General features: G+C 68.1%; 23 protein-coding genes and 1 tRNA gene. 13 read left to right on the top strand and 11 right to left on the bottom strand.

Going from position 1 to position 22216, the window contains the following annotated elements:
- Positions 1-19 precede the first annotated feature (19 nt).
- The gene (locus tag AB0L97_RS11100) at positions 20-619 is read right to left on the bottom strand and encodes a TetR/AcrR family transcriptional regulator (protein WP_364427644.1); all 600 of its coding nucleotides are present in this window, start codon (positions 617-619) and stop codon (positions 20-22) included.
- 61 nt (positions 620-680) lie between these two features.
- Between AB0L97_RS11100 and AB0L97_RS11105 the strand changes: the two genes are divergently transcribed.
- Positions 681-2045, top strand: coding sequence for an FAD-dependent oxidoreductase (locus AB0L97_RS11105; protein ID WP_364427647.1), 1365 nt, complete (start codon positions 681-683; stop codon positions 2043-2045).
- 52 nt (positions 2046-2097) lie between these two features.
- On the opposite strand, the gene AB0L97_RS11110 is transcribed toward AB0L97_RS11105, so the two are convergent.
- Complete coding sequence (locus AB0L97_RS11110) at positions 2098-2517, bottom strand: heme-binding protein (RefSeq protein WP_364427650.1); 420 nt, start codon at positions 2515-2517, stop codon at positions 2098-2100.
- Between the two features lie 97 nt (positions 2518-2614).
- Between AB0L97_RS11110 and AB0L97_RS11115 the strand changes: the two genes are divergently transcribed.
- Both AB0L97_RS11115 and AB0L97_RS11120 read left to right on the top strand, forming a co-directional pair.
- Positions 2615-3046: a MarR family transcriptional regulator gene (locus AB0L97_RS11115; protein ID WP_364427653.1), complete on the top strand. Its 432-nt coding sequence runs from the start codon at positions 2615-2617 to the stop codon at positions 3044-3046.
- 511 nt (positions 3047-3557) lie between these two features.
- Complete coding sequence (locus tag AB0L97_RS11120) at positions 3558-3800, top strand: hypothetical protein (protein WP_364427656.1); 243 nt, start codon at positions 3558-3560, stop codon at positions 3798-3800.
- A gap of 10 nt (positions 3801-3810) precedes the next feature.
- On the opposite strand, the gene AB0L97_RS11125 is transcribed toward AB0L97_RS11120, so the two are convergent.
- The 7 genes from AB0L97_RS11125 to AB0L97_RS11155 form a co-directional block, all read right to left on the bottom strand.
- Positions 3811-3966 (bottom strand): hypothetical protein, encoded by a 156-nt coding sequence (locus AB0L97_RS11125; RefSeq protein WP_364427659.1) that lies wholly within the window; start codon positions 3964-3966, stop codon positions 3811-3813.
- 158 nt (positions 3967-4124) lie between these two features.
- The gene (locus tag AB0L97_RS11130) at positions 4125-4952 is read right to left on the bottom strand and encodes a GAF domain-containing protein (protein ID WP_364427662.1); all 828 of its coding nucleotides are present in this window, start codon (positions 4950-4952) and stop codon (positions 4125-4127) included.
- Positions 4953-4960: 8 nt separating this feature from the next.
- Positions 4961-5191, bottom strand: a complete 231-nt coding sequence (locus AB0L97_RS11135) for a hypothetical protein (protein ID WP_364427665.1) — start codon at positions 5189-5191, stop codon at positions 4961-4963.
- Positions 5192-5582: 391 nt separating this feature from the next.
- Positions 5583-5654: transfer RNA gene (locus AB0L97_RS11140), tRNA-Val, on the bottom strand.
- A 17-nt stretch (positions 5655-5671) separates the two neighbouring features.
- Positions 5672-6136, bottom strand: coding sequence for a peroxiredoxin (locus AB0L97_RS11145; RefSeq protein WP_355072739.1), 465 nt, complete (start codon positions 6134-6136; stop codon positions 5672-5674).
- Positions 6137-6213: 77 nt separating this feature from the next.
- Positions 6214-6636 (bottom strand): DUF3052 domain-containing protein, encoded by a 423-nt coding sequence (locus AB0L97_RS11150; protein WP_355072984.1) that lies wholly within the window; start codon positions 6634-6636, stop codon positions 6214-6216.
- Positions 6637-6762: 126 nt separating this feature from the next.
- A complete protein-coding gene (locus AB0L97_RS11155) occupies positions 6763-7320 on the bottom strand; it encodes a hypothetical protein (RefSeq protein WP_364427669.1) in 558 nt (185 codons plus the stop codon).
- Between the two features lie 337 nt (positions 7321-7657).
- On the opposite strand from AB0L97_RS11155, the gene aceE reads away from it, so the two are divergent.
- From aceE to AB0L97_RS11190, 7 genes are all read left to right on the top strand, one after another.
- Positions 7658-10450 (top strand): pyruvate dehydrogenase (acetyl-transferring), homodimeric type, encoded by a 2793-nt coding sequence (gene aceE / locus AB0L97_RS11160; RefSeq protein WP_355072986.1) that lies wholly within the window; start codon positions 7658-7660, stop codon positions 10448-10450.
- Positions 10451-10461: 11 nt separating this feature from the next.
- The gene (locus tag AB0L97_RS11165; RefSeq protein WP_364427672.1) at positions 10462-11796 is read left to right on the top strand and encodes a helix-turn-helix domain-containing protein; all 1335 of its coding nucleotides are present in this window, start codon (positions 10462-10464) and stop codon (positions 11794-11796) included.
- A 128-nt stretch (positions 11797-11924) separates the two neighbouring features.
- Positions 11925-12839: an ACP S-malonyltransferase gene (locus tag AB0L97_RS11170; protein WP_364427675.1), complete on the top strand. Its 915-nt coding sequence runs from the start codon at positions 11925-11927 to the stop codon at positions 12837-12839.
- Positions 12840-12961: 122 nt separating this feature from the next.
- Positions 12962-13264, top strand: a complete 303-nt coding sequence (gene acpM / locus AB0L97_RS11175) for a meromycolate extension acyl carrier protein AcpM (RefSeq protein WP_039796877.1) — start codon at positions 12962-12964, stop codon at positions 13262-13264.
- Positions 13265-13274: 10 nt separating this feature from the next.
- Positions 13275-14525, top strand: a complete 1251-nt coding sequence (locus AB0L97_RS11180) for a KasA/KasB family beta-ketoacyl-ACP synthase (protein ID WP_355072747.1) — start codon at positions 13275-13277, stop codon at positions 14523-14525.
- A gap of 121 nt (positions 14526-14646) precedes the next feature.
- Positions 14647-16080 (top strand): carboxyl transferase domain-containing protein, encoded by a 1434-nt coding sequence (locus tag AB0L97_RS11185; protein WP_355072748.1) that lies wholly within the window; start codon positions 14647-14649, stop codon positions 16078-16080.
- A gap of 181 nt (positions 16081-16261) precedes the next feature.
- Complete coding sequence (locus AB0L97_RS11190) at positions 16262-16747, top strand: helix-turn-helix domain-containing protein (RefSeq protein ID WP_364427682.1); 486 nt, start codon at positions 16262-16264, stop codon at positions 16745-16747.
- Between the two features lie 12 nt (positions 16748-16759).
- Here AB0L97_RS11190 and AB0L97_RS11195 read toward each other — a convergent pair whose 3' ends face one another.
- The gene (locus AB0L97_RS11195) at positions 16760-17446 is read right to left on the bottom strand and encodes a nitroreductase (RefSeq protein ID WP_364427685.1); all 687 of its coding nucleotides are present in this window, start codon (positions 17444-17446) and stop codon (positions 16760-16762) included.
- Between the two features lie 174 nt (positions 17447-17620).
- Here AB0L97_RS11195 and AB0L97_RS11200 point away from each other — a divergent pair, with 174 nt between their 5' ends.
- On the top strand, positions 17621-19426 hold the full coding sequence (locus AB0L97_RS11200) for a methyltransferase domain-containing protein (protein WP_364427688.1): 1806 nt from the start codon (positions 17621-17623) through the stop codon (positions 19424-19426).
- A gap of 26 nt (positions 19427-19452) precedes the next feature.
- Here AB0L97_RS11200 and AB0L97_RS11205 read toward each other — a convergent pair whose 3' ends face one another.
- Positions 19453-20076 (bottom strand): TetR/AcrR family transcriptional regulator, encoded by a 624-nt coding sequence (locus tag AB0L97_RS11205; protein WP_355072755.1) that lies wholly within the window; start codon positions 20074-20076, stop codon positions 19453-19455.
- Between the two features lie 223 nt (positions 20077-20299).
- Here AB0L97_RS11205 and AB0L97_RS11210 point away from each other — a divergent pair, with 223 nt between their 5' ends.
- Both AB0L97_RS11210 and AB0L97_RS11215 read left to right on the top strand, forming a co-directional pair.
- Entirely contained in the window at positions 20300-21112 is an 813-nt protein-coding gene (locus AB0L97_RS11210) for an SDR family NAD(P)-dependent oxidoreductase (RefSeq protein WP_356965049.1), read from the top strand.
- Between the two features lie 104 nt (positions 21113-21216).
- A complete protein-coding gene (locus AB0L97_RS11215) occupies positions 21217-22215 on the top strand; it encodes a GAF domain-containing protein (protein WP_355072758.1) in 999 nt (332 codons plus the stop codon).
- Position 22216: the final 1 nt, after the last annotated feature.

Below are 22216 nucleotides of genomic sequence, written 5' to 3' on the forward strand. Positions count from 1 at the left end.
CCCCGGCGGGTTCGTAGTGTCAGGAAGTCGCGCCGATCGTCAACCCTGCGAGGAGATCGTGCACAAGGCTTGCCGCCTGCTCGTGAGCGCGTTGCCGATCATCGGTCTCGGCGATGGTCAGCGACAGTTCGGTCAGGGCCCCATAGAAGGCACTCGCCAGTAATGCGGCGGGGTAGGGACGGATGAGCGCCGCATCGAGCAGATTCTGCACCGCCTCGACGACCAGGCCGCCGAGATGGCGTTGATCGAGTTCGCGCCAGCGCTGCCAGCCGAGGCCGATCGGTCCCTGGAGGAGCACGATGTGCCGGTAGTCGGGTTGGGCGCAGACGTCGAGAAACTCCCGCACACCGCGGTCGACCCGGTCGAACGGGTCCGAGGCCGAGTCGATCGCGGTGCGGATGCGTTGCGCCGCTCGAGTCTCCAGATCGTCGACGATCGCCTCGAACAGCCCCTTCTTGCCGTCGAAGTGGTGATACAGCGCGCCGCGAGTAAGGCCGGTGGCGCGAACCAGCTCTTCCGCCGACAGATCCGCGTACTCGCGTTCGGCGAACAGCCGCCCCGCGGTCTCCAGCAGCGCCTGGCGGGTGTTCTCCGCGTACTTCTCGCGAAACGACTCCATGCGGTATGGATATCACATACAGTATGTATGTGAGATGCGTACTGTATGAAGGTGGGTCGTAATGGGCGAATCAGTGGGCGTCGTCGTTGTCGGAGCCGGGATAGCGGGTCTGGTAGCCGCCCGCGACCTGGCGCGAAGTGGTGTGGAGGTGCTCGTGCTGGAGGCGCGCGACCGGGTCGGCGGCCGGCTGCTGAACGATGAACTCCCCGGTGGTGCGCCCATCGAGGTGGGTGGTCAATGGGTCGGGCCCGGCCAGCAGCACGTGCTCGCGCTGATCGATGACCTCGGCCTGAAGACCTTCCCCACGTACACCGCGGGCCGTCATATCGCCGAACTCGGCACGGCCCGCTCGGTATACACCGGCCGGATTCCCAAGCTGAACCCGCTGGCACTGGCCGATGTAGCGCAGATCCAGTGGAGGCTCGACCGGGTGGCGCGCCGGGTCGCGGCGGCGGAGCCGTGGCTCGCCGACCGGGCTGGGGTGCTGGACGCGCAAACCTTCGCCACCTGGCTGCGGCGGACCGCCCACACCTCCGCGGGTCGGTCGTTCTTGCAGCTGATCACCGAGGCGGTGTTCTCCGCGGAGCCGGAGGATATGTCGGCACTGTGGGCCGCCTACTACGTCGGCGCCGCCGGTGGGCTGGACGCGTTGATCAATACCGCGGGCGGTGCGCAGCAGGACCGCGTTGTCGGCGGTTCGCAGACCATCGCGTTGGCGCTGGCCCAGGAACTCGGTGACCGTGTCCTCCTGGAAAGCGTGGTGACCGATGTCGAGTGGGACGTCTCGGGTGTCCGGGTCGTCGCGGGCGGCACGACCGTTCGCGCTCGTCGAGCCGTGATCGCGGTTCCGCCGCCACTGGCGGCGCGCATCCGCTTCACCCCCGGCCTGCCCGGCGATCGTGACCAACTCGTGCAGCGCATGCCGATGGGCCGGGTCATCAAAGTCAATGTCGCCTACGACGAGCCCTTCTGGCGCGAAGCGGGTCTGAGCGGCCAAGCCAACAGCGACCATCGGCCCCTGGGCACCGTCTTCGACAACACCCCGCTCGACGGTTCACCCGGCGTGCTCGTCGGCTTCCTCGAGGGACGGCACGCCGACAGAGGCGCGCGCCTCGACCTCACCGATCGTCGTGCACAGGTGATCGACGATCTCGCAGGCTACTTCGGGCCACGGGCCCGCAACCCCATCGCCTACATCGAACGTGACTGGGCCGAAGAGGAATTCAGCCGCGGCTGCTACGGCGCGTTCACCACGCCCGGCACCCTCACCCGCTTCGGTCCGGCCCTGCGCACACCCATCGGCCCGCTGCATTGGGCAGGCACCGAAACCGCTACCCGGTGGGCCGGCTACATGGACGGAGCCGCCGAATCCGGCCACCGCGCCGCCCGCGAAGTCGCTCCCGAGCTCGGCCGCAGTGGGGTGTAGAGGCGGTTCGACCACGACTGCTGGCAGAAGTGGGCGAACGCCCGAATGAGACTCAGTCCGACACGGCCGACCGGACCGAAACCAGCCCAATCTCAGCGCAGACGTCGTCTTGTTCAGGTGCGCTCCCACTGACCGCAATCGCACCGACCACGACATCGCCACGTCGGATCAGTCGAGAACCTGCACCCGCGATGATGGGTGTGCCCGCAACCTGATCCAGCTGTGCGAACAGTGCGGGCCATGCCTGCTGCAATCGCACCAACTCACCGCCGTCGCGGTGGAACAGCGCAACACTGGATGCTTTCGCTGGGGCGATTCGAGCCGACAACGGCGGCGCGCCGTCCATCCGATCGACAACCAGCACGTGTCCACCGCCGTCAACGATGGCGACCGTGATTCGGGCACCGAGCCCTGCGGCATGCTCGCGTACGCAGGCGCTGACCGCTCGCGCTTGTTCCGAAGTGAGTGACATCGCTCCACCTTCAAATCTCTTGGATCAACCAAGCTTGGACGTCCCAAGGATAACCATATTCATGGGTCGGACCAAGAGTTTGACTAGACTTTCGTGCATGGAGCTGGAGGAAACGCCCACGCGCCTGCGCAGCAAACCGACCTGGCTGATCAGCAAGGCGGCCGTGCGGGCGCATCGGCTCATCGGCGAAGCGATGGCCGCATCCGGCGGCCGTGCATATCACTTCGCGATCCTCGCCACGCTGGACGAATTCGGCCCCGACAGTCAGGCGCGGATCGGCCAACGGTGCGGAATCGACCAGAGCGATATGCACACCATGCTCAAGGAATTGATAGAGCAGGGGCACGTCGCGCGCACCTCGGACCCCAACGATCGACGCCGCAATCTGATCGCCTTGACGCGCTCTGGCCGACAACGACTGACGGAACTGGACGCGACACTCTCGGGCGTTCAACGCGATCTTCTCAACGCCTTGTCGACTACCGAGAGGGACCATCTCGCAGCGCTACTCGTCCGGGTTCTCGAGTAGATCGTCATCGAGGACGCACCAACGCACTCCCGTAGCCGCGTTCCGCGCGTCCGGGCAGTGCCTGTCGGTCAGTGAGCAGCGCGGGAACCGGGTTCTACTTCTGGGCTCGCGACAGTTGTCCCATGATCGGCAACGAGGTGGTCAGTCGGGGATGGCAATCAACACGAATGATTCTCCACAGCAAGGTGTTCCGGGCGCCAGCCCAGCTAACGCCAGTTTCCGTTCAACTGGACCCCACGTGGGTGCCTGGGGTGCTCGACGTGCACCGACTGCGCCGGAACCTGCTATTGCGGCGCCGCCGAAGACGAGGACCCGCCCGTCCACCTCCTGGATCTCGCCAGCTGATCCGATCAGCTCGACCGCGTCGTCGGGTGCTCGCAGTCCGCACCGACGGGCGGTGTGTAGACGACGTGACCACACCGGATGCACCAGTGGAGGCGGTGCAGACCGCCAGCCTGAAGCTGGCCAACGACCCGACGAGCATCTGTCTCGGGCCGAACTGATGCCCGCGATGCGGGCAGCTGCGAGGCCACGGCTCGGCCCACTTTCCGTTGCGCAGCCGGTAGAGGCGGCCGGGCTCGACGATCCGGCCGTCACTGAGCCGGTACACCACGCGCGGGTTGTCGAACACACTTTCGATCACGTCGCGTACTGGTCGGCGATCGTGCAGGCCGTGCTCGAGGCGCCCGGCCGCTACCCGTTCAGCGTCCGCACCGCGACGCTCGTAGCGGCGGATCCCGCGTCGGAGGCGTAGGGCGTCAGCTCTACCTTTTGCCGTCGATGCGTTCGAGCGCCGCGGCGAGCAGTGGCAGGGTGCCTTCGGCCAGCCGGTACTCCACGATCGTGGGGTTCTGCGGGTCATCGGCGCTGCGTGACTCGATCACGCGTGGTGGCGGGAGCTCGTCGGTCGTGTCGTGCATGGCCCGCCGCATCGTCGTGCGCATGCCGCCCAAGGCAGTGACGCCCAGGGGAAACAACCAGTGGACCACGGGGCCGGTAGCTGCGGGTGCGCGCGTGGCGGGCGGTCACCCGGGCTGCCGGTGCCGCACGGGGCCGGGAGGTTGGTTCGTGGTGACGGTCAGCGGTTGAGGTAGGCGGCCAGGCCACCGAGTTCCTCGTTGGCGATGAACACCGAACGGACGTTGATGATGGCCTCTTCGACGTGGGTGGTGCAGCCCCAGGCCGAGTCGCCCCACGAATCGGCGATCTTCAGCTCGGCCGGCGCGGTGCAGCCGGCGGTGCCGCCGAGCTGGCAGTGCTCAGGGTGCGGCGTGGTGGCCTGTACGGCGGCCGCGGCTCGTATCTGGGCGGCGAGTTCGGCGGCGGCAGCGGCGCGTTGCTCGGCATCGTCGCGCAACTGGCGTTCGGCGCGTACCGCCTTGATGGTGGCCAGGCGCAGCTCCAGGTGCTGCGCGACCTGGTCGGCGAGATAGCCGAGCACGGTCGCCTGCACCTCGCTCAACTCCCGAGGCATGGCGTCGATTGCGGTAACGGTGCCGAGGTGGTGCCCGTCGGCGGTGACGATCGGGGCGGCGGCGTAGAACCGCAGCCCCAGCTCACCACGTACCAACGGATGATCGAGGGTGCGCGGATCGGTGACCGCGTCGTTGACCACGTACGGGCCCTCGGCGCAGAACGCCGACGCGCACAGTCCCGGTTCCGTGCCGACCTGCGCGACACCATCCAGTCCCTTGACCGCGGCGAACCAGACCCGATCGGCGTCGACGATGCTGACCGTGGCGATCGGGGTGCCGCACACCGCTGCGGCGGTCGCCGCGATGGTGTCGAACTGGCCGTCGGTCGGAGCGTCGAGGATCTCGTAACGGCGTACCGCAGCTAGCCGGGCGGGGTCGGTGAGGGCGGTTCTGTCGGCGGTGATCGACACGGTGTGGTGCTCGCTTCCCATGAGGGTGTTCAGGCCTGGGTAGCGTACGTGGTTGCTGCGGTCATGCCGCACCCGCTGTGGCTGCCGTGATGGTGGCGCGGTCCGAGCCGCGCGAGCAGATAGACACCCGAGAGCCGTACGTCAATCTTGTCGGAGGCGAGTTGTTCAGCCGCCAGCCGAAAGCGATCGGTGACCGCCGTCTGCTGCGATAAGGAGTACTGGTTGTTCGTCGCGCCGAGCGTCGCCACTGTCGTTGCCATGGCCGCTACTTTCGTCCAGCCCGACCAATGGAACACCCTGCCCCACCGCGAAGACTGACCCGGTGCGGGCGGATCGTTCTCCGGCGGGGCGGGCGGGTCTGGCGGAATCGGCGTGCCCCCCGTGCTCATTCGTCATCCCTCTGAAGTGTTTGTCTCACTACAGCAGTCGGGACACTCGCCGACGGCACCGCATCGGCAAGAACGCTAGGCCCGTCAACGCTGCTTCCGAGCGACATTCGGTGCGCGCATAGGCGCATACTTCGGGGGCTTTGCCGCGCGGGTTACCCGGCCGCAGATGTAGTCCGATGTAGATCTGGCCGGTGCCCCACATAGTGCGAGTGGGGCAAACGCGCCAAACGTAGTTTGCGGCTTCTACCTGGCATTCGATCTGTGGGCGCAGAGGGGATCGAACCCCCGACCGCTGGTGTGTAAAACCAGAGCTCTACCGCTGAGCTATACGCCCGTGCCGTTACCGGCGGCTTATGAATCTAGCGCGGCGAGCGCTTTCTCCCAAGCCGCCTGGTCACGGGGTTCTCCGGGGCCGTTCATCTCGGCGAAGCGGATGTAGCCCTCGCGGTCGACGACGAAGGTGCCTCGGTTCGGGTAGCCCGATTTCTCGTTGAAGACGCCGTAGGCCTGGGCCACCGCGCCGTGCGGCCAGAAGTCCGACAGCAGGGGGAAGATGTAGCCCTGCTCGGCGGCCCAGATCTTGTGCGTTGGCGGCGGGCCGACCGAGATCGCGAGGATTTCCGCGTTGTCGTTCTGGAACTTGGGCAGCTCGTCGCGCACCTTGCACAGCTCACCCTGGCAGATGCCGGTGAAGGCGAGCGGGTAGAACACGATCAGGACGTTCTTCTTGCCCCGGTAAGCCGACAGGGTGACTTCCTGGTTGTTCTGGTCCTTCAGCGTGAAATCCGGCGCGACAGTGCCAACCTCTAGCGGCATAGCGAATCCTCCATCGTGTCGGGTCTCCACCGGGTGGGCGTGCGACACCACCCTGGTGGAAACCATAGCGCGGTGGCTCAACGCTGCTTCGAGGGCGCCTTGGGCTGCACGAGTCTGCTTCCGGTCCACGAGCCGAGGCTGATCGCCGAGGTCTGGGTCAGACCTGCGGTCGGTGCGGATTCGGCGATTTCGCTCGGCTCGACATGGCCGGGTTGTCCAGTCTTGGGGGTGAGTACCCAGACGAAACCGTCGTCGGCGAGCGGGGCGATGGCGTCCATCAGGGCGTCGACCAGATCACCGTCCCCATCCCGCCACCACAGCAGCACGACGTCGATCACCTCGTCGGAGTCCTCGTCGACGAGTTCACCGCCGATCGCTTCCTCGACATCGGCCCTCAGGTCGTCGTCGACGTCCTCGTCCCAGCCCAATTCCTGGACAACCAAGCCGTGTGAGATGCCAAGCTTCTGAGCGTAGTTCTGCGCGTCCGCCGCGGCGACCACGGTGGCGTCCTCCTCAACTCCCGACAGTAGGTAGTTGCAAGCGAACATGGTTATGGGCTTCAGCGCAAGCCGATCCGGCGAAATAGCTACCGAATGTCGCGTTGCGATGGTGTGTCAAGGGCTTTCTCAGCGCTTCGGACACGAGTCGCGGACGGCGTTGCGCGCGTCGTTGACGCGCTTGCTGGCGTCGTTGAGCGCCGCGACCGGGGCGGTGTAGGTCATCTTGCGCGTCTCGGCGGCCAGCGCGCGGGCGGCGTTCACGTATTCGGTGAACAGCGGCACCAGGTCCGCGGGTAGCGACTCCTTGGCGGAGTTCACGCCGCTTTCCACCTTGTTCGCGGCGTCCTCGAGAGTCTGCGCCGCCGAGTCGCGCTTGGCGACGTAGTCCGGTGCGTTCGCATCGTGCGCGTCGACGAAATCGTTGTACTTGCTGACGCCCGCTCCGGTGATGGTGGGGAACTGACCGCAGTTGTCGGAGATGGCCTTGGCCTGCGCGGCGGCGCGCCTGGATGAGGTCGCCGCCGCCGACGAGGACGCTGCCTCGGTCTTGTATGCCGCCAGATCGCTCGCGTTCGGACCCGCCACGCCTTCCACGCGGTTGGCGCACCCCGCGACGACCAATCCGACGGCGACCGCGCCGGTGGCGCACACCATTCCGAACCCGCGTGGGTTCAGCAGCTTCATCGTCCTCCCGCTCCTCAGGGCTGCCACGCTCGACATGCTCACCTTGCCTGTCGAACGGTACTGGATTTCCGGCTGACATGATGATTTGGGACGCGTCATCGGCAAGGATGGATGGTGCGCCCGAACCTTTCGTGAACGGGGGGTCCGCCAACCAGCGAACCCGCCCGGGGATACCGACGCCATCAGCATGTCCACCCCTGTACGAGGAGCAGATTTGACCGACCTGATCCACTCTTCCGCACCGGCGAAATCCGCTGGTACCAGCTCCGCTCCCGCGCCCGCCGCGAGCCGCGATCCGAACGGGTCGCACGCGCCGCAGCCGGCCGGACGGGTGCGGGTGATCCGCGAAGGGGTGGCGTCCTACCTACCGGACATCGACCCGGAGGAAACCAGCGAATGGCTCGAGTCGTTCGATGAGATGCTCGACCGGGAGGGTCCCGGCCGTGCGCGTTACCTCATGCTCCGTCTGTTGGAGCGGGCCGGTGAACGTCGGGTCGCCATCCCGTCCTTGACCTCCACCGACTACGTCAACACCATTCCCACCGAGAACGAGCCGTGGTTCCCCGGCGACGAGGAGGTGGAGCGCCGCTTCCGCGCGTGGATCCGCTGGAACGCCGCGATCATGGTGCATCGCGCCCAGCGCCCCGGCATCGGCGTCGGCGGCCACATCTCGACCTACGCGTCCTCGGCGGCGCTCTACGAAGTCGGCTTCAACCACTTCTTCCGCGGCAAGGACCATCAGGGCGGCGGCGACTCGATCTTCATCCAGGGCCACGCCTCGCCGGGCATCTACGCCCGCGCGTTCCTCGAGGGCAGGCTGTCGACCGATCAGCTCGACGGGTTCCGTCAGGAGTACAGCAACGGCGGCCCCGGCCACGGGCTGCCGTCCTACCCGCACCCGCGCCTGCTGAACAACTTCTGGGAGTTCCCCACGGTGTCCATGGGCCTGGGCCCGATGAACGCCATCTACCAGGCGCGCTTCAATCACTACCTGCACGATCGCGGTATCAAGGACACCTCCGATCAGCACGTGTGGGCGTTCCTCGGCGACGGCGAGATGGACGAGCCGGAGTCGCGCGGTCTCGCGCACGTCGCTGCCATGGAGGGTCTGGACAACCTGACCTTCGTGGTCAACTGCAATCTGCAGCGCCTGGACGGCCCGGTGCGCGGCAACGGCAAGATCATCCAGGAGCTGGAGTCGTTCTTCCGCGGCGCGGGCTGGAACGTCATCAAGGTGATCTGGGGCCGGGAGTGGGACGCGCTGCTCGGCGCCGACCGCGACGGTGCGCTGGTGAACCTGATGAACAGCACCCCCGACGGTGACTACCAGACCTACAAGGCCAACGACGGCGCGTACGTCCGCGACCACTTCTTCGGGCGTGACCCGCGCACCAAGGCGCTGGTGCAGGACTTGTCCGACCAGGAGATCTGGAACCTCAAGCGCGGCGGCCACGACTACCGCAAGGTGTACGCCGCCTACGCGGCGGCGATGGCGCACAAGGGCCAGCCGACGGTGATCCTGGCCAAGACCATCAAGGGCTACACCCTCGGCAAGCACTTCGAGGGCCGCAACGCCACGCACCAGATGAAGAAGCTGACCCTGCAGGATCTCAAGGACTTCCGCGACCTGCAGCGGATCCCGATCAGCGACGCCGAGTTGGAGAAGGATCCGTACCTGCCGCCGTACTACCACCCCGGTATGGAGGCCCGCGAGGTCCAGTACATGCTCGACCGGCGCAAGGCGCTCGGCGGGTTCCTGCCCGAGCGGCGCGCCGCGGCCAAGCCGCTGAAGCTGCCCGGCGACGAGGCCTACCGCTCGGTCCGCAAGGGTTCGGGCAAGCAGAACGTCGCCACCACGATGGCCCTGGTGCGGCTGATGAAGGAGCTGCTGCGGGACAAGGAGATCGGCAAGCGGATCGTCCCGATCATCCCCGACGAGGCCCGCACCTTCGGTATGGACTCGTGGTTCCCTTCGTTGAAGATCTACAACCGCAATGGGCAGTTGTACACATCCGTCGACGCGGAATTGATGCTTGCCTACAAAGAGAGCACCGTCGGGCAGATCCTGCACGAGGGCATCAACGAGGCGGGGTCGACGGCGTCGTTCACCGCGGCGGGCACCTCGTACGCCACGCACGGCGAGCCGATGATCCCGCTGTACATCTTCTACTCGATGTTCGGCTTCCAGCGCACCGGCGACGGACTGTGGGCGGCCGCCGACCAGCTCGCGCGCGGGTTCGTGCTCGGCGCGACCGCAGGACGCACCACGCTGACCGGTGAGGGCCTCCAGCACAACGACGGGCACTCGCTGCTGCTGGCCTCGACCAACCCGGCCGTGGTGACCTACGACCCGGCGTTCGCGTTCGAGATCGCCCACATCGTGCGCGACGGCCTGCGCCGCATGTACGGCGGCGGCACCCCGCCGCAGGGCTCCGCGCCGCTGCCCGGCACCCATCCGCACGGCAGCCCCACCGAGTTCGGCGGTGAGGACGTCTTCTACTACATCACCCTCTACAACGAGCCGTACCCGCAGCCTGCCGAGCCGGAGGACCTCGACGTCGCGGGGCTGCTCAAGGGCATCTACCTGTACAAGCGCGGGGGTGAGGGCGCGGTGCGCGCCCAGATCCTGGTCTCCGGCGTCACCGTTCCGGACGGCCTGCGCGCGCAGGCGCTGCTCGCGCAGGAGTGGGGCGTGCAGGCGGACGTGTGGTCGGTCACCTCGTGGGGCGAACTCCGTAAGGAGGCGCTCGACAAGGAGATCGCCGCGCTGCGCGACCCGGGCGCCGAGCCCGGGGTTCCGTACGTCACCGAGGCGCTGTCGCGGGTCGACGGCCCGTACGTGGCCGCGACCGACTGGATGCGCGCGGTGCCCGACCAGGTCCGCAAGTGGGTACCCGGCGACTTCACCACGCTCGGCACGGACGGTTTCGGCTTCTCCGACACCCGCCCGGCCGCGCGGCGGGTGTTCAACGTCGACGCGCAGTCCATCGTGGTCGCCGCGCTAGCCGGACTCGGCCGGATCGGCAAGCTCGACCCGGCCAAGGCCGCGGAGGCGGCGGCGAAATACGGCATCGCCGACGTGGACGCCGCGCCGAAGGCGGCGGTGAGTTCGGACGAAGACCTCGCATAGCGGAATATTGGATGGTGGACCGTAAACCGCCGCGGCCGCGACGGATCTCCGAGGGCTCTTCCGAGCACGAGGTGTATCTGCCGACGGGCGCGCTCTCCCCGAACCGGCAGACCCGCGACCCCCTTCCGGACACGCTGCTCAAACGCGTGAAGCAGTTCTCCGGCCGCCTCTCCACGGAGGCGGTGGGGTCGATGCAGGATCGGTTGCCGTTCTTCGCCGATCTGGACGCCGCGCAGCGGGCGGGCGTGCAGATGCTGGTGCAGACCGCGGTGGTGAACTTCCTGGAATGGCTCCAGGACCCGGACAGCGACATCCGTTTCAGCCTGGACGCCTTCCAGGTGATCCCGCAGGATCTGGCGCGGCGGTTGACGCTGCGCCAGACCGTGGACATGGTGCGTGTCGCCATGGAGTTCTTCGAGCAGTGGCTGCCCGCGCTCGCGCGCAACGACCGGCAGCTGGTGGCGCTGACCGAGGCGGTGCTGCGTTACGGGCGTGAGCTCGGCTTCGCAGCCGCCTCGGTGTACGCCAGCGCCGCCGAGTCGCGCGGCGCGTGGGACACCCGGTTGGAGGCGCTCGTCGTCGACGCCGTGGTGCGCGGCGACACCGGCCCGGACATGCTCTCCCGGGCCGCGACGCTGAACTGGGACGCCACCGCACCGGCGACGGTGCTGGTGGGCACGCCGCCCGGGGAGCAGGGTGTCTCGTCGGTGGGGGCGGTGCATTCCATCGCGGCGCGGCACGGGCGGGCCGCGCTCGCGGTGGTGCAGGGCACCAGGTTGGTGATGGTGGTCTCCGGGCATCTGGGGGAGACCGCTCAGATCTCACCGTTCCTGGCCGACCTGCTCGCGGAGGTGTTCTCCGATGGTCCGGTGGTGATCGGTCCGACCACCCGCACGCTGGGCGCGGCACACGCCAGCGCGGTGGAAGCGCTGGCCGGGATGGAGGCCGTGGTGGGTTGGCGGGGGGCGCCGCGACCGGTGCACGCGGCGGAATTGCTGCCGGAGCGCGCTTTGTTGGGTGATCGAGCTGCGATCGACGCGCTGAACGAGTACCTTGTCCTACCGTTGGCTGCGGCGGGGTCGTCGCTGGCGGACACGCTCGATGCCTATCTGGATTGTGGTGGAGCGGTCGAGACGTGTGCGCGTCAGCTGTACGTCCATCCAAATACGGTTCGGTATCGCCTCAAGCGAATCGCCGAGATCACCGGCCGGGATCCGATGAATCCACGGGACGCGTACGTCCTCCGGATCGCCGCGACAGTGGGTCGTTTGACACGAACCCGTAACGAATCGTCAACTCCTGTCCCAGAAGGCACTTCGATCGCGTTGGGCCCCGAGGGCTTGTAACGCATCGGCGGAATCGGTCGATTCGGACAGCCCACGTGGTCTTTTGTGGAACCCCCACAAAACCGCTTCCGAAGCTTCATCCGCGTCGACATCTCGTGCGGCCCGCCTCACAGTGTTTTCTTAGAGGCGTGATCGCGTTGTTCGCCCCTGGACAGGGCTCTCAGACACCCGGCATGCTCGCGCCTTGGCTCGACCTTCCCGGCGCGAACGAGCGCCTCACGCTGTGGTCCAAGGCTTCCGGCCTGGACCTGGTCCGTCTCGGCACCACCGCGACGGCCGAGGAGATCACCGACACCGCGGTCACCCAGCCGTTGGTGGTCGCCGCCGCGCTACTCGCGTTCGCGGAGATCTCCCAGGACGAGCTGCCCGCCGCTACCATCGTCGCCGGGCATTCGGTCGGTGAACTCGCCGCCGCCGCGGTCGCCGGAGTCATCTCCGCCGACGACGCGGTCCGGTTGGCCGCGATCCGCGGCGCGGAGATGGCCAAGGCGTGCGCACTGGAACCGACCGGTATGTCCGCGGTGCTCGGCGGCGATGAGGCCGCCGTGCTCGAACGGCTCACCGAACTCGACCTCGTCCCGGCCAACCGCAACGCGGTGGGCCAGATCGTGGCCGCGGGTCGGTTGGACGCTCTCGCCGAGCTGGCCGCGAACCCTCCGGAGAAGGCCAGGGTTCGGGCGCTGCCCGTCGCGGGCGCGTTCCACACGGCGTTCATGGCGCCCGCGCAGGATGCTGTGACCGACGCCATAACGAAGATCACGCCGAACGAGCCGACCAGAACCTTGCTCTCGAACTTCGACGGCAAGCCGGTCGTGTCCGGACAGGACGCGATCGACAAGCTCGCCGCGCAGGTCACCCGGCCTGTTCGCTGGGATCTGTGCACCGAGACCGTCCGGCAGGCCGCCGTTTCGGCGGTGGCGGAACTGCCGCCGGCGGGCACCCTCGTCGGCATTGCCAAGAGGGAGCTGAAGGGCACGCCCACGCTGGCCCTGAAGACCCCGCAAGACCTCCCCGCGTTGGCTGAGCTGACCGTGTCCGGCTAGCTTTCCTCCGCGACCATGCATCACATGATGCGAGGTCGTGACCGAGAGGCGGTAACTATTACCGCGCTCGATCCGAAAAAAACCAGTAGAGCCCTACAAAGTATCAAGAAGGGAGCCACGAAGTGGCCGCTCTGACCCAGGAACAAATCGTCGAGGAACTCGGCAAGATCATCGAAGAGGTGACCGGCATCGAGCCCTCCGAAGTGACGATCGAGAAGTCCTTCGTCGATGACCTGGACATCGACTCGCTGTCCATGGTCGAGATCGCGGTTCAGACCGAGGACAAGTACGGCGTGAAGATCCCCGACGAGGATCTGGCCAGCCTGAAGACCGTTGGCGACGCCGTCAACTACATCCAGAAGCTCGAGGCCGAGAACGCTGAGGCGGCGGCCGAGCTCAAGGCCAAGTTCGACAACGCCGAGTAGGGCCGAAACTGTGACCACTCCTTCCACCTTGAACGGGAACTTCCCCAACGTCGTCGTAACCAGCCTTGCGGCGACCACGTCGATCGCGGGTGACGTCGATGCGACGTGGAAGGGACTCCTCAACGGCGAGAGCGGCATCGACGTTCTCGAGGATTCCTTCGTCGAGGAATACGACCTTCCGGTCCGCATCGGCGGTCACCTGAAGGTCCGGCCGGACACCCTGCTGACCCGGGTCGAATGTCGGCGCATGGCCTACGTCGAGCAGCTCGCGACCGTGCTCGGTCGCGAGGTCTGGCGGAACGCGGGCAGCCCGGAAGTCGACCCGGAGCGGCTGGGTGTGGCCATCGGCACGGGATTGGGAGGCGGCGACGCCCTCATCGATTCCGTGGACAAGCTGAAGAACGGCGGCTACCGCAAGATTTCGCCGTTGGCTGTGCAGATGGTCATGCCGAACGGCCCCTCGGCCGTTGTCGGCCTCGAATTGAAGGCCAGGGCAGGAGTGGTCACTCCGGTCTCGGCGTGCTCGTCCGGCTCCGAGGCCATCGCCAACGCCTGGCGGATGATCGTCATGGGTGACGCGGACATGGTCGTCACCGGTGGCGTCGAGGGCTTCATCGACGCGGTGCCCATCGCGGCGTTCACCATGATGCGCGCCATGAGCACCCGCAACGAGGACCCGAAGGGCGCCTCGCGTCCCTTCGACAAGGATCGCGACGGCTTCGTCTTCGGCGAGGCGGGCGCGCTGATGGTCATCGAGACCGAGGAGCACGCGAAGGCTCGGGGCGCGACCATCCACGCCCGCCTGCTCGGCGCAGGCATCACCTCCGACGGCTTCCACCTCGTCGCCCCCGACCCGACGGGTGACGGCGCCGCGCGGGCGATGACCAGGGCGATGCAGTCCGCTGGTCTGACCAAGAAGGACATCACGCACATCAACGCGCACGCGACCGCGACGCCGATCGGTGACACCGCCGAGGCGAACGCGATCAACAAAGCCGTGGGCAGCCACGCCTCGGTGTACGCGCCGAAGTCGGCGCTCGGCCACTCGATCGGCGCCGTCGGCGCCCTGGAGTCCGTGCTGACCGTGCTCTCCATCCGCGACGGCATCGTTCCGCCGACGCTGAACCTGGAGAACCAGGACCCGGAGATCGACCTCGACGTGGTGAAGGGCGAAGCCCGACGCCAGGAGATCGAGTACGCGATCAACAATTCCTTCGGATTCGGTGGGCACAACGTAGCGCTCGCCTTCGGTCGGGCATAGCCGCGCGATCGACTGCACAACGATTCCGGCGGGGCCGGCCATCTGACGTGGTCGGCCCCGCCGCGTTTCGCCATACGCAGCCGCGGCAGCGGCGCACTTATCGAGGTCAGGAGACAACGCGATGACAATCATCGCTCCCGCGTTGCATCAGGAGACGACGACCGACCCGCGCGATCCGCTCGGCCGGCTCCAGCGTTTCTTCGATCCCGGCACCATTCTTCCGCTACACCCGCGCGACAAGTCCGGCGTGCTCGCCGCCATCGGCGAGGTGGACGGCGTCCGCACCGTGGCCTACTGCTCCGACGCCACCGTCATGGGCGGCGCGATGGGCGTGGAGGGCTGCAAGCACATCGTCGACGCCATCGACACCGCCATCGACTCCGGTGTCCCCGTGGTCGGCCTGTGGCACTCCGGTGGCGCTCGCCTGGCCGAGGGCGTCGAGGCGCTGCACGCGGTCGGTCTGGTCTTCGAGGCCATGGTCCGCGCGTCCGGCCTGGTCCCGCAGATCTCCGTGGTGCTCGGCTTCGCGGCCGGTGGCGCCGCCTACGGCCCGGCGCTGACCGACATCGTGATCATGGCTCCGGAAGGCCGCGTCTTCGTGACCGGCCCGGACGTGGTGCGCAGCGTGACCGGCGAGCAGGTCGACATGGCCACCCTCGGCGGGCCGGAGACGCACGGCAAGAAGTCCGGCGTCACCCACATCGTGGCCGCCGACGAGTCCGACGCGCTGCACCGCGCTCGCCGCTTGGTGTCGATGTTCGCCGAGCAGGGCGAATTCGACTTGGTCGCGGCCGAGCACGGCGACGTCGACCTGAAGGCGATGCTGCCGGAGTCGGCGAAGCGCGCCTACGACGTGAAGCCGATCATCAACGAGCTGCTCGACAACGTCGACGGCGAGTCGTCGTTCGAGGAATTGCAGGGAGGGTACGCCCGCAGCATCGTCACCGGTCTGGGCCGTCTCGGTGGGCGCACCGTCGGTGTGCTGGCGAACAACCCGATCCGTCTCGGCGGCTGCCTGAACTCCGAGAGCGCGGAGAAAGCGGCGCGTTTCGTGCGGCTGTGCGACGCGTTCGGCATTCCGCTGATCGTGGTCACCGACGTTCCGGGTTACCTGCCCGGCGTCGGCCAGGAGTGGGAAGGCGTCGTCCGGCGCGGCGCGAAGCTGCTGCACGCGTTCGCCGAGGCGCGCGTTCCGCGGGTCACGCTGGTCACCCGGAAGATCTACGGTGGCGCCTACATCGCGATGAACGCCCGCTCGCTCGGCGCGACGGCGGTCTACGCGTGGCCGGGCTCGGAGGTGGCCGTCATGGGCGCCAAGGCCGCGGTCGGCATCCTGCACAAGAAGGCCCTCGCGGCCGCGCCGGAGGAGGAGCGCGAGGCGCTGCACGAGCGGCTCACCGCCGAACACGAGCGCATCGCGGGCGGCGTGGAGCGCGCTATCGCCATCGGTGTCGTCGACCAGGTCATCGACCCGGCGAAGACCCGCAGCATTATCGCGGCGGCGCTCGCCGCGGCCCCGGCCCGCGCCAGCCACCACAAGAACATTCCGCTCTGATCTACGCACCGAAGCGGGCTCCGGTATTCCCGGGGCCCGCTTCGCGTTTTCCGGATTTCGCACCGACGGGCTCGTGCGGCGCTGTGGAGTCGGTTGTTTGGTGTGTCGCACGCAGTTCGAGCGGGTGAGGTCGTGAAGTCTCACGGGGCGGGAGCGGCTCGGTGGTCGGTAGCATCGGGAGGTGCGCTACGAAGAACTGGCCGACGTGCCGTGCTCGATCACGCGCCCGCTCGTGATCTTCGGTGATCGCTGGACGCTGCTGATCCTCAAGTCCTGCTTCTCCGGGATCCGGCGGTTCAACGCCTTCCAGAGCGCACTGGGCATCTCGCGCAGCAGGTTGCAGGATCGGCTGGACCGGCTGATCGAGCACGGCATCCTCGTCAAGCAGAAGGCCGCCGTGGGTGCGCACGAGGAGTACCGCCTCACCCCCAAGGGGCACGACATCTACCCGATTCTGCTGGCCATCCGTGATTGGGGCGATGCTTACATGGCGCCGGAAGGGCCTCCGGTGCGTTACGCCCATCACGAGTGCGCGGGCGAGGCCCACGTCCGGCTCGAATGCGATTCGTGCGGAGCCGAACTCACCGCACGCGATGTCACCCCGAAGCCGGGACCGGGCTTGCTGGGCGTCACCGGCGCCGAGGCGACCGCGGGTAGCGCGCGCTGACGCCCTCGGGTGTCAGTCGGCGAACCAGGTGGCGACTTCGTCGGCGTCGGCCCGGGTGGTGCGGAAGCCGTTGACGGGATGATCGAGGTCCGGATATCCGAAGGAGATTCCGGCGACGACCTTGCGATGCTCCGGGATGCCGAAGTACTCCCGGACGAAAGGGGAGTACGAGGCGAGTGCCGCCTGCGGCGCCGCGCCGAGACCGAGGCTCTGCGCGCCCAGCAGGAAACTGCCGATGTACAGACCGCAGTCCACCGCTCCGTAGACGCCCAGATCGGCTTCGCTGGTCACGATCGCCACATGCGGCGCGTCGAAGAGTTCGAAATTCCGTACGGCCTGCCGCATCGTCTTCTCGTGATCGCCTTTGGCGATGCCGACGCTGTCGTACAGTTGCTTTCCGCATTCGCGCCTGCGGTCCCGGTACGCACCGGTGTATTGCGCGGGAAACTCGAAATCCGACGCGGGCGTGGCTGTCGCGATGTGTTCGACCAGTTCCTTCCGGAAACGATCCGTTCCGGCGCCCTCCGTCACCACGACCTGCCATGGCTGGGTGTTGCACCACGACGGCGTTCGCTGGGCCAGCCGCAACAGGGCGCGGATGGTGTCGCGCTCGACGGGCTGCGAGTGGAATTGCCTGCAGGTCCACCGTTCGTCGAGCACTCGGGTCAGGGTTGTGAAGTCGTCGGTCGTCACGGTCATTCCCCCGCCTCCTTTGGCAGTCTTATTTCGAGACCGAACGCTAGCATCGAACGCTCCGACGCGAAAGCCGGGCGCCACGCCGTCGCCGGGCGAGTCGGCCGCGACGCGCGCGGGGCGCAAAAGTGTTGCCCGCGTTGCGGCAACGGGCGCGGTCGCGCCAGGCAGAATCCCGATATGGCGTCCGAAGCTCCCGCCGCGCGGGACTGCAAACGGCACGGCAGGCATTACACGCCGCCCGTGCTGGCGCGGTTCCTGGCGCAACGGCTGCTGCGCCATGCCGAGCCCTCGGACGCGGGCGTCCTGCGTGTGCTCGATCCGGCCTGTGGCGACGGCGAATTGCTGTTCGCCGTGCACGAGGAGGTCGCGGCCCGGTTTCCCGGTGCCCGTCTGGTGTTGACCGGTTACGACCTGGACGCCCGCGCGCTCGCGGTCGCCCGTGAGCGCGCCCGCTCGGCGGGGATCGATGTGCACTGGCACGAGGCGGACTTCCTCGCGATCGAGGCGCGGCTCGCGGAAGGCTCGTTCGACGCGGTGATCACCAACCCGCCGTATGTGCGCACCCAGCAGTTGGGCGGATCGACCGCGCAGTTGCTGAGCAAGCGGTTCGGTCTGAGGGGGCGGATCGACCTGACCCATCCGTTCGTGGCGACGCTGCCACGGCTGCTGGCCGCGGGAGGTGTGCTCGGCCTCTTGTGCGCCAACCGATTCCTGACCACCAAGGCCGGCGCGAACATCCGGCGGCTGTTGCTGACCGATCTGGCTCCGGTCGAGCTGTACGACCTGGGGGACACCAAACTGTTCACCGCCGCTGTGCTGCCAGCGATCACCATCGCGCGCCGCGCGAACCACGGCGACGGTTGCCGCTACGTCTCCGCCTACGAGGCCATCGGCGAAACACCAGGTGCGAAGACGCTGTTCGAGGCGCTGCTCGACCCGGGCGGCTCGATCGTCGAGTACAACGGCCGGACCTTCGCCGTCGAGGTCGGCACGTTGGCAACGGGGTCCGGGCCGCCCGGGGCCCCCGGAGCCGGTCGGGGTGGCGATGAGAGTTCGACCAGTGACGCCACGCCGGATGTCACGGCGGAACGAAGGACGCTCCGAGGTGCGGCGCGGGAGCCGGAGGCCGCGTGGCGGATGTCGCACGATGCGATCGATTCCTGGCTGGCGCGGATAGCGGCGGCGACCTGGCGCAGTTTCGGCGAGGTGGCGCGCATCCGGGTCGGCATCAAGACGACCGCCGACCATGTGTTCATCTCCGACCGCTGGGCACAGGCCGACCTGTGTCCCGAGCCGGAACTGTTGCTGGAGCTGATCACCCATCACGATCTGGCGCCGTGGCGGGCCACACGCGCCCGCGACGTTCGCGTGCTGTATCCCTACGACCTGGCCTGTGCCCGCCGCACGCCGATCGATCTCGGCGAATACCCCGCCGCCGCCGCGTATCTACGGTCGCATCGTCGCACACTGGCCGGGCGACGCTATGTCGTCGAGAGCGGCCGCGCCTGGTACGAGATCTGGGTGCCGCAGCGCCCGCACCTGTGGCAGCAGCCGAAGCTGGTATTCCCGGACATCAGCGACCGTCCGCGTTTCGCGCTGGACAGCTCGGGCGCGGTGGTCAACGGCGACTGCTACTGGATCTCGCTGCCCGATCTGGCGGCTGCGCCCACGGAGGCGACGCGCTTGGCATACCTGCTGATGGGGGTGGCCAATTCGGCGCTGGGATTGCGGTTCTACGACGTGGTCTGCGGCAATCGGTTGTACTCGGGCAGGCGGCGGTGGATCACCCAATATGTGTCACGGCTGCCGGTGCCCGATCCGGCGGCGGTCAGGTCGGCGGGAGTCATCGATCTGGTGCGCGAGTTCGTGGAGGGCCGGGCGCCGGATGCGGCGGCGCGGGCCGAGCTGGACGAGCGGGTGGCCGCCGCGTTCGGCGTCGGATTGCGCGTACCTCCGCCTTCGCTCCGGCCATGCGCGGGCTGAAGACGGACTGCGTCCGACAGCGCCCATTACGCGCTGACCCGGACGCCGACCATCGGCAGCAGCGTGCGGCGGGCGAACTCGCGCGCCGCGTTCTGATCGCTGACCGGGATCAGGCCGTCGGGGGTGAGGGCGAGCGACAGCGCCAGCCGGGCCATGATCTCGGCGACCAGATCGGCGTCGAAGTCGTGCGTGCCACCGGCGTTCCGCAGCTCGCGCAGCTTCTCGGCCAGGTAGTCGCGGCCGACGGCGAGGATCGGCCCCGCCTCGGTGGTCAGCCGGGGCAGGATCAGGTCGGGCTCGGTGCGCAGCAGCCTGCGCAGCAGTTCGTTGCCCGCGATGGCGCTGATGAACGCGACGAAGATCTCGACGAGCTGATCGTCGTTGCCCGATACGGTGCGCACCTGCTTCTCGATCGCGGCGACGAAGCGCTGTGCCTCCCGGACGCTGACCGCCTCGACGAGGTCGTTCTTGGATTCGTAGCGCCGGTACAGCGTGGCCGGGCTGATCCCGGCGCGGCGGGCGATCTCGCCCATGCTGGTCCGCTTGATACCGAAGTCCAGGAATGCCGAGAGTGCGCTTTCCAGGAGCTTTTCGCCGTCGGCGACCGGCTTCTCGAGGATGCGCTGCAACATGGGCGAGAGGGTTGGCATCGGATCTCCAGTAGGTTCGGCGCGGTCGCCGGGCCGTGGCCGGTGGGCGCGGCATCGCGACGGGTGCGGACGGGAACGTCCATTATTTCATTGGGTGGACGCCGCGTGACCCGGCATTGCCGAGGGGCGGCCGGATGGAGTGGGTCGCGCGTCCAGATTCGGCTGACTAGCCTGTGGTCGGTGTCCGGCCGCGACTCCGGCCGGTCCGGAAAGGGGTTGAGCCATGGGGTATTTCGCGAATCGTGTGGTGGCGGTCACCGGCGCGGGTTCGGGCATCGGCCGGGCGCTGGCGGTGGCATTGGCGGGCGCGGGGGCATCGCTGGCGCTGTCGGACAAGTCGGCGGATGCCGTGGCCGAGACGGGGGTGTTGTGCGCGGCCGTCGGCCGGGAGCCGTCGGTGAGCACGGTGGACGTCACCGATCGGGCGGCGGTGTTCGCGTACGCGGAGCGGACCGTCGCCCGGTTCGGGCGGGTCGAAGCACTGTTCAACAACGCGGGCATCCTGCACGTCGGCGGCGTGCTGGAGTCGCCCTTCAGCGACTTCGAACAGGTGATGGCCGTCGACTTCTGGGGTGTGGTCAACGGGACCAAGGCGTTCCTGCCCCATCTCCTGGCCGCCGATCGCGCGCATGTCGTCAATATGTCCTCGGCGTTCGGGCTGGTGGCCGTCGCGCGGCACGCGCCGTACAACGCGGCGAAGTTCGCCGTACGCGGTTTCACCGACTCGCTGCGCCAGGACATGCGTGCGGCGGGCGGCTCGGTGCGGGTCACCGGGGTGTATCCCGGCGGAGTGCTCACCGGGATCGCCCGGTCGGCGAGCGTCGCGCCGGGCGTCGACGCGCAAGCGGTGGTGCGCCGATTCGAGGGACATGTGGCGCGGACCAGCCCGGGAGCGGCTGCGCGGACCATTCTGCGCGGCGCCGCGCGCGGCGAGGCGAAAGTCCTGGTCGGAATCGATGCCATCGCTGTGGACCTGGTCACACGAATGGCGGGGTCGTACCACGAGAAGGTGCTGGACATGGTATTCCGGTCCTGACCGCACGCCGGATGCGCGGTCAGGGACGGGGAGGGCGAAATGACAACCGGCCGAGCATATTACGAGTTACGGTGGACCGCCGATGATGACGTGCGGGGGCGCGGATGGTGACGAAATGGCTGCTGCTGGACTGCTTTTCGGGCCAGCCGGGGCGAGTGATCGCCGTGGGGTCCGCGCCGAAGGCGTTCGTGCCGCTGAGCAACATCGTGCGCAATCCGCTGTCGCGGGCCGACGCGGAGTCGGCGCTGCGGCGGGCATGCGCCACCGGTGCGCCGGTCGCGTGCGTCTCCGGCGATGGGCGGCGCACGGTGCGGGCCGAGCCGCTGCTCATCGCACCGGGGCGGGCGCATGCCGTACGACTGTGGGTGGGCCCGCGGCAAGAGCCGGTCGCGGCGGCCGACCCGATGGGGGCGTGGTACTTCGATCTCACGGCCAACCGCTCGGTGCGCAGTATCGACCTGCTGGACCTGTACGGCGTCGCGCCGGAGAACCGTGCCGCCGAGCTGGCCATCGCGGGCGCGTTCACCCGGCTGGTCGCCAACCGCGACGAGAGCGAGGCGCTGGCCAAGATCGTCAACTCGGCGCCGGGCACCGAGCATCAGGCGGTCTGGACCATCCGGCGCGACGACGACGCTCTGCGCGCCGGGCATTTCGCCTGCCGGATCGTCGCCGAGCCGGACGACGCGGGCGAGCCTCATGTGCTGCTGCGCGGGGTGACCCAGGACATCGGCGCGGCCACCGCCGTCTCCGCCGCTCCACCGCCGACGATCCTGGAGTACGCGGTGCTGGAGGCCGCCACCGAACCCGGCGAGTACCGCGCGATCGTCAATCTGCGCTCGTTGCGGCTGATCCGGTGGATCGGGCCACCCATGCCGGACGTCGCCTGGGCGGATCTCCCCGGGCAACCGAGGCCGCAGATTCATCCGGATGATCTGGCGACCGCGCGAACCATGTCGCGAGATCTGGCGCGGCATCGTACCGAGGGGACGGTGCGCCTGCGCCGGGTCGACGGTGGCTGGCAAACGGTACGAATTCGGGCCGCGTTGATGGCGCTGGATCAGCACACCACGGCCGGACTCGCCACGCTCACCGCGGCATCGTGAT

Origin of the sequence: Nocardia sp. NPDC051911, from assembly GCF_040681035.1 — a bacterium.
Taxonomy (GTDB): domain Bacteria; phylum Actinomycetota; class Actinomycetes; order Mycobacteriales; family Mycobacteriaceae; genus Nocardia; species Nocardia sichangensis.

What these genes read in the sequence shown, in the direction of transcription:
- AB0L97_RS11100 (WP_364427644.1), bottom strand. Translation starts at nt 619, where the DNA reads ATGGAGTCGTTTCGCGAGAAGTACGCGGAGAACACCCGCCAGGCGCTG.
- AB0L97_RS11105 (WP_364427647.1), top strand. Translation starts at nt 681, where the DNA reads ATGGGCGAATCAGTGGGCGTCGTCGTTGTCGGAGCCGGGATAGCGGGT.
- AB0L97_RS11110 (WP_364427650.1), bottom strand. Translation starts at nt 2,517, where the DNA reads ATGTCACTCACTTCGGAACAAGCGCGAGCGGTCAGCGCCTGCGTACGC.
- AB0L97_RS11115 (WP_364427653.1), top strand. Translation starts at nt 2,615, where the DNA reads ATGGAGCTGGAGGAAACGCCCACGCGCCTGCGCAGCAAACCGACCTGG.
- AB0L97_RS11120 (WP_364427656.1), top strand. Translation starts at nt 3,558, where the DNA reads ATGCGGGCAGCTGCGAGGCCACGGCTCGGCCCACTTTCCGTTGCGCAG.
- AB0L97_RS11125 (WP_364427659.1), bottom strand. Translation starts at nt 3,966, where the DNA reads ATGCACGACACGACCGACGAGCTCCCGCCACCACGCGTGATCGAGTCA.
- AB0L97_RS11130 (WP_364427662.1), bottom strand. Translation starts at nt 4,952, where the DNA reads ATGGGAAGCGAGCACCACACCGTGTCGATCACCGCCGACAGAACCGCC.
- AB0L97_RS11135 (WP_364427665.1), bottom strand. Translation starts at nt 5,191, where the DNA reads ATGGCAACGACAGTGGCGACGCTCGGCGCGACGAACAACCAGTACTCC.
- AB0L97_RS11145 (WP_355072739.1), bottom strand. Translation starts at nt 6,136, where the DNA reads ATGCCGCTAGAGGTTGGCACTGTCGCGCCGGATTTCACGCTGAAGGAC.
- AB0L97_RS11155 (WP_364427669.1), bottom strand. Translation starts at nt 7,320, where the DNA reads ATGAAGCTGCTGAACCCACGCGGGTTCGGAATGGTGTGCGCCACCGGC.
- AB0L97_RS11165 (WP_364427672.1), top strand. Translation starts at nt 10,462, where the DNA reads ATGGTGGACCGTAAACCGCCGCGGCCGCGACGGATCTCCGAGGGCTCT.
- AB0L97_RS11185 (WP_355072748.1), top strand. Translation starts at nt 14,647, where the DNA reads ATGACAATCATCGCTCCCGCGTTGCATCAGGAGACGACGACCGACCCG.
- AB0L97_RS11195 (WP_364427685.1), bottom strand. Translation starts at nt 17,446, where the DNA reads ATGACCGTGACGACCGACGACTTCACAACCCTGACCCGAGTGCTCGAC.
- AB0L97_RS11200 (WP_364427688.1), top strand. Translation starts at nt 17,621, where the DNA reads ATGGCGTCCGAAGCTCCCGCCGCGCGGGACTGCAAACGGCACGGCAGG.
- AB0L97_RS11205 (WP_355072755.1), bottom strand. Translation starts at nt 20,076, where the DNA reads ATGCCAACCCTCTCGCCCATGTTGCAGCGCATCCTCGAGAAGCCGGTC.
- AB0L97_RS11210 (WP_356965049.1), top strand. Translation starts at nt 20,300, where the DNA reads ATGGGGTATTTCGCGAATCGTGTGGTGGCGGTCACCGGCGCGGGTTCG.
- AB0L97_RS11215 (WP_355072758.1), top strand. Translation starts at nt 21,217, where the DNA reads ATGGTGACGAAATGGCTGCTGCTGGACTGCTTTTCGGGCCAGCCGGGG.